Annotated in this window: 4 protein-coding genes; all 4 read left to right on the forward strand. The window is 42.2% G+C overall.

Translation table 11 applies throughout. The features are described from left to right. Positions 1 to 24: 24 nt before the first annotated feature. The 4 genes from IM797_RS27685 (at position 25) to IM797_RS27700 (ending at position 6,038) form a co-directional block, all read left to right on the forward strand. Entirely contained in the window at positions 25 to 1,701 is a 1,677-nt protein-coding gene (locus tag IM797_RS27685) for a glycoside hydrolase family 28 protein (RefSeq protein ID WP_194130475.1), read from the forward strand. A 6-nt stretch (positions 1,702 to 1,707) separates the two neighbouring features. After that, positions 1,708 to 2,760 carry a pectate lyase gene (gene pelA, locus IM797_RS27690; protein WP_194130476.1) on the forward strand — a complete coding sequence of 351 codons (1,053 nt, stop codon included), beginning with the start codon at positions 1,708 to 1,710 and terminating at the stop codon, positions 2,758 to 2,760. Positions 2,761 to 2,874: 114 nt separating this feature from the next. Further along, positions 2,875 to 4,386, forward strand: a complete 1,512-nt coding sequence (locus tag IM797_RS27695) for a tagaturonate reductase (protein ID WP_194130477.1) — start codon at positions 2,875 to 2,877, stop codon at positions 4,384 to 4,386. Continuing rightward, positions 4,386 to 6,038 carry a UxaA family hydrolase gene (locus IM797_RS27700; RefSeq protein WP_194130478.1) on the forward strand — a complete coding sequence of 551 codons (1,653 nt, stop codon included), beginning with the start codon at positions 4,386 to 4,388 and terminating at the stop codon, positions 6,036 to 6,038. The genes IM797_RS27695 and IM797_RS27700 overlap by 1 nt, the downstream gene beginning before the upstream one ends. Positions 6,039 to 6,092: the final 54 nt, after the last annotated feature.

Raw genomic sequence — 6,092 nt, forward strand, 5'->3', positions numbered from 1 at the left:
CTATAGTCAATTAAAACAATCCTTATGAAAAGACTAGTTCCTGCTATATTCGCTATTCCCTTATTTACCCTCTCATTCTATGCAAATGCACAAAATAAAACCGCGCAAAAAGCATATTCTTTTGATAACCTTCCTGTAATTGCGCAAACTGCATTTAAAAAAGATACGATCAGCATTCTTAAATATGGTGCAAAGAATGACGGACTTACCTTAAATACCAATAGCATCAACCAGGCGATCACAGATTGTAACAAACGGGGTGGTGGAGTAGTTGTTATTCCGGAAGGGCTGTGGCTCACCGGACCGATCACTTTAAAAAGTAATGTCAACCTGCACCTCAAAAAGAATGCTTTGTTGCAGTTTACCAAAGATTTTAACCAATACGCTTTGGTAGAGGGTAACTGGGAAGGCTTACCTCAAATGCGTAACCAATCGCCAATATCCGCTACTGGTCAGGAAAATATTGCCATCACCGGATATGGAATTATTGACGGGGCAGGTGATGCCTGGCGGATGGTTAAAAAGGACAAACTAACTGAAAGTCAATGGAAAAAACTGGTTGCATCTGGTGGTGTATTAACTGAAGACAAGAAAGTATGGCATCCTTCAGCACAATCCATCAAAGGAGCCAAAATGAAATTTGCCGGAGCAATAGCTAAAGATAAAGATGCCGCATTTTACGCCAGTATCAAAGATTTTTTGCGCCCAAACTTACTGGTGCTCACCAAATGTAAACGCATTTTACTGGAAGGTGTAACCTTTCAAAACTCCCCGGCCTGGAACCTGCATCCGCTGATGTCTGAAGACATTACCATCCGTAATGTTTATGCTAAAAACCCCTGGTACGCACAAAATGGCGATGGACTAGACCTGGAATCCTGTAAAAACGTATTGGTAGAAGGCAGTACTTTTGATGTCGGTGATGATGGCATCTGTATCAAATCAGGTCGTGATGCCGAAGGTCGCAAGCGTGGTATGCCTACAGAAAATGTAATCATCAGAAACAGCACCATTTATCATGCGCATGGTGGTTTTGTCATCGGTAGTGAAATGTCTGGTGGTGCAAGGAATATCTTTGTAACCGATTGTACCTTTATCGGAACCGATATTGGCCTGCGCTTTAAAACTACCCGCGGCCGTGGTGGTGTGGTAGAAAATATTTATGCGCGGAACATCAACATGAAAGATATCGCTGCCGAAGCGATTCTGTTCGATATGTATTACGAAGCCTTAGATCCGGTAGCCTTAACCGGCGAAAAAAGGGAAACGCCCAAAGTAGAAACATTTCCGGTTACCGAGGCTACACCAGTATTTAGAAAGTTCTACATCAGCAACGTGGTTTGCGATGGCGCTTCAAAAGCTGTATTTGTTCGTGGATTACCTGAAATGGCCATCAGTGATATTGAACTGGACAACCTGACCATTAAGGCTGATGAAGGAATCGATATTCAGGAAGCTAAAAACATTAAGGTTGCTAACATGCACCTGGATGTGAAAAACGCATCCCCTTTAATCTATGTGCAAAACGGAAAATCAATTGGTTTAAGAAATATCGGTTATATCAATGCCGATCTGTTGTTCAAAATCAATGGCGATAAAAATCAGGACATCAAATTATCAGGTACCGATACCAGTAAAGCCAAAACACAATCTGAATTTGGCCATGGTGCTGCTGCTTCAGTATTACAAATCTCTAAGTAGAAAATTATGAATATTAAATTGGGTGCTTTCTTTGTATGGGGTACGATAGCTTTAAATTATACAGCTCAGGCTCAGTCTAAGGTTGATCAGAAAAATTCTTCAACAGATCCGCTTGCCGAAAATATGCTGGTTTACCAGCGCGCGATAGGGGGCTGGCCCAAGGCTATTGGTAAGGTGGTGGTTAAATACGAGCAGGTGCTTTCTGATGCTGAAAAGCAGGAAATTAAAGCAGATTCACTGCATAAGGATGCTACTATAGATAACAAAGCAACCTCAAGAGAAATCCGTTATTTAATTGATGCCTACAAAAATACCGGCAATACGAGATATCTCATTGCAGTTCAAAAAGGAATAGATTACCTGTTGAAAGCCCAGTATGCCAATGGGGGCTGGCCGCAATATTATCCTGACCATAGCTTGTATCGCGGGCAAATCACTTATAATGATAACGCCATGATCAATGTACTCAACATCTTGCAGGATATTGTGGAAGGAAAGAACAACCTCGATCTGTTGAATGCCGGTTATCAGGCTAAAGCCAAAGCTGCGGTTCAAAAAGGCATAGACTGCATCCTGAAAACACAAGTTGTGGTGAAGGGCAAGCCTACGGTTTGGTGTGCTCAGCACGATGAAAAAACATTAAAACCAGCACAGGCAAGGGCCTTTGAACTGGTCTCCTTGAGCGGAATGGAGTCGGTAAATATCGTCGAGTTTCTAATGCGCATCAAACATCCTGATGAACAGGTTAAAAACGCGATAACGGCTGCGGTACAATGGTTCGAGAAATCTAAAATAACAGGTTACGATTTCGTATTTGTCACTGCTAAAGATCTGCCCGGAGGAAAAGACCGCATATTAGAGCAGAAGCCGGGTGCTGTAATCTGGGCACGCTTTTACGATATCGATACCAATGAGCCGTTTTTTAGTGGCAGAGACAGTGAGAAAAGAAAAACCGTAGCAGAAATAGAATTGGAAAGAAGAGTGGGCTACGCCTGGTACGGCACCTGGCCGGCCGCATTGCTCGACAAGAAATATCCGGCCTGGTTAAAAAAGAACTAAATCAATCAACGAAAACGTTACCGAGAACGTTTGCACAAATAATTAGCGTAACACCGCATTTCTACCTGATATTATTTATGTAGAATTGTTTTACGACCATATTATAAATTAGATATGACCTTATCAAAAGATACTTTAAAAGATATAAAAGCCAAAAAATTAATCCTTCCAAAGGCGGAATTATTTAACCTCCCTGAAAAAGTCCTGCAATTTGGAACCGGTGTGCTGCTACGCGGATTGCCAGATTTTTTCATTGATAAAGCCAATAGAAATGGCCTGTTTAATGGGAGGGTAGCTGTCGTAAAATCGACCAGTAAAGGTGGTACCCAGGAATTTGATGCGCAGGATAGCCTGTATACCATATGTGTAAGAGGAATAGAAAACGGACAACCTGTTGAAGAAAATATCATTTCATCAGCCATTAGCCGAGTACTTACCGCCGATCAGGATTGGGCAACTATTCTAGAGATTGCCCGTTCAACCGATTTAAAGGTTGTGGTGTCCAATACCACCGAAGTGGGCATACAACTGGTTAAAGAAAGTATCGATCAAACACCGCCAGTATCCTTCCCCGCAAAATTACTGGCCGTTTTATATGCGCGTTACCAGGCACTAGGCGAATCTAAAGAAGCGGATCTTGTGGTTATTGCAACCGAATTGATTCCAGATAACTGCAAGCAGTTACAAAACATTGTATTGGAACTCGTAACCTTCAATAATCTGGATGCAGCATTCGTACAATGGTTAAATCAACACATTCATTTCTGCAATTCCCTGGTCGACCGTATTGTTCCGGGTAAACCAGATGCTGCAGCCCTGGCCAATCTCGAAGCTGAACTGGGGTATACTGACGAGCTGATTATCATGGCCGAACCTTATCGCCTTTGGGCCATTGAAGGTAATGAACGGGTTTCTGAACTTTTAGGCTTGGAAGCCGCAGATCATGGCTTGATTGTGCGACCAGATATCGAGATCTTTAAAGAGCTGAAAGTCCGTTTGCTAAACGGATCGCATACGCTGACCTCGGGCATTGCCTGCCTGTCTGGCATAGAAACCGTAACCCAGGCTATGAGTGATCCGGCTACGAGGGCCTATGTGCAGGAGCTGATGATGCAGGAAATTGTCGGTGCAATACCATATAACGTAACGGAATCGGAAGCTGTTGCATTTGCAAACACAGTAATCGACCGTTTTGCAAATCCAAATATTGAGCATTTATGGATCAATATCACTTTCCAGTATACCATGAAAATGAAAATCAGGGTGTTGCCGGTATTGTTAAACTATTATAAAATTAATGACAAGTTGCCTGCACACATTGCTTTTGGTTTTGCGGCATTCTTATTGTTTATGAAAATAGATAGAAAGGAAGGAAACCAGTACTATGGAAACTACCAGGGTAAAGAATACCTGATTACTGATGATGAAGCTGCTTATTTCTATAATAAAGCGCAACAATCTGATTACCTGCAAACCGTATTGAATGATGAAGATATGTGGACTGCCGATTTGTCTGCTTTACCCGGCTTTATTGAAGCGGTAGAAGAAAATTACAATAACCTATTAAAGTATGGTGTAGCTGAGGCTTTGGCCAGATTAGATCAGACTTTACAAGTATCAAAATAATGAAAAAGAGAATATTAAAAGTTCACCCTAAAGATAATGTGTTGGTTGCCTTGTCAGATCTTGCTGAAGGGGAAGAGGTGATCTATGAAGGTAAATCTTACTTGCTTACTGCTAACGTACCTGCAAAACATAAATTTACAACTGAAGATCTTGCTGCCGGAGACCGGATAACCATGTACGGCGTATTGGTTGGTAAAGCTCAAATCGATATCCCGGTAGGGTCTATCATTACCACCAGTAATGTTAAACATGCCGCAACAGAGTTCAATACTACTGATGCACATATTGATTGGGAAAAACCAAATATCGAAGCCTGGAAAGATCGTACGTTTAATGGTTTCCACCGCAATGACGGGCAAGTAGGTACCGCCAATTATTGGTTGGTGATTCCGATGGTTTTTTGTGAGAACAGAAACCTGGAAGTTTTACAGGAAGCTTTAATGAATAACCTGGGCTACGGCCGAAATGAGACTTACCAGTCGCAGGCCAAAGAGCTCATGTCACTTTATCAAAGCGGAGCCAGTGTAAACGATATACTGAATGCACAGCTGACCTATTCAGAGTCTGCTAAAAAGCAGAACCGCATGTTCCCCAATGTGGATGGGATTAAATTTTTAACCCATACGGGTGGCTGCGGAGGTACAAGACAAGACTCTGAAACCCTATGTGGTTTATTGGCCGGTTACATTACCCATCCAAATGTGGCAGGTGCAACCATTTTAAGTCTGGGTTGCCAGAATGCACAGGTAAGTATTCTGAAAGAAGAAATTGAAAAACGCAGCCGGAATTTTGATAAGCCTTTATATATATTAGATCAGCAAACCATCGGCAAGGAATCTGAATTGTTAAGTCTGGCCATTAAACAAACCTTTGCGGGTTTGATCCAAGCCAATGACAATGTCAGAAAGCCCGCTCCTTTAAGCAATTTATGTATTGGTCTGGAGTGCGGTGGATCTGACGGTTTCTCTGGAATTTCAGCAAACCCGGCCATTGGCTACGCATCAGATTTGTTGGTTGCACTTGGCGGATCCGTGATTTTAGCTGAGTTTCCCGAACTTTGTGGAGTAGAACAAAATTTGAGCGACCGTTGTGTAGATAAGGATGATGCAGAGCGTTTTGAGTATCTGATGAAGACTTATAGTAAACGGGCTACTGATGCAGGTTCTGGTTTCGATATGAACCCTTCTCCTGGAAATATCAAAGATGGTTTGATTACCGATGCGATTAAATCGGCTGGTGCAGCCAAAAAGGGTGGTACTTCTCCGGTTGTGGCAGTATTGGATTATCCGGAAAAAGTGGTTAAGCCTGGATTGAACTTATTGTGTACACCAGGTAATGATGTAGAGTCTACTACTGCGGAAGTCGGTTCTGGTGCTAACGTGGTGTTATTTACAACGGGATTAGGTACGCCAACCGGTAATCCGATTACTCCGGTTATTAAAATATCAAGCAATACCAAGTTGTTTAATAAAATGAGCGACATCATTGACCTGGATACAGGACCCATCATAGATGGAAATGAAACGATTCAGGAAGCTGGTTCAAGAATTTTAAATTACGTGATAGGTGTGGCCAGTGGCGAAACTACCGTGAGTGCGGTGCGTCACATACAGGATGATTTCATTCCATGGAAGCGCGGCGTGTCTTTATAAGTTGACACCTTATATATAGCATATACTTATAGGCCGCATCGTTTAATTACGATA

Origin of the sequence: Pedobacter sp. MC2016-24, from assembly GCF_015223055.1 — a bacterium.
Classification (GTDB): domain Bacteria; phylum Bacteroidota; class Bacteroidia; order Sphingobacteriales; family Sphingobacteriaceae; genus Pedobacter.

Excerpts from the sequence above, each read along its gene's own strand:
- IM797_RS27695 (WP_194130477.1), top strand. The coding sequence starts at position 2,875 with ATGACCTTATCAAAAGATACTTTAAAAGATATAAAAGCCAAAAAATTA.
- IM797_RS27700 (WP_194130478.1), top strand. The coding sequence starts at position 4,386 with ATGAAAAAGAGAATATTAAAAGTTCACCCTAAAGATAATGTGTTGGTT.
- pelA (WP_194130476.1), top strand. The coding sequence starts at position 1,708 with ATGAATATTAAATTGGGTGCTTTCTTTGTATGGGGTACGATAGCTTTA.
- IM797_RS27685 (WP_194130475.1), top strand. The coding sequence starts at position 25 with ATGAAAAGACTAGTTCCTGCTATATTCGCTATTCCCTTATTTACCCTC.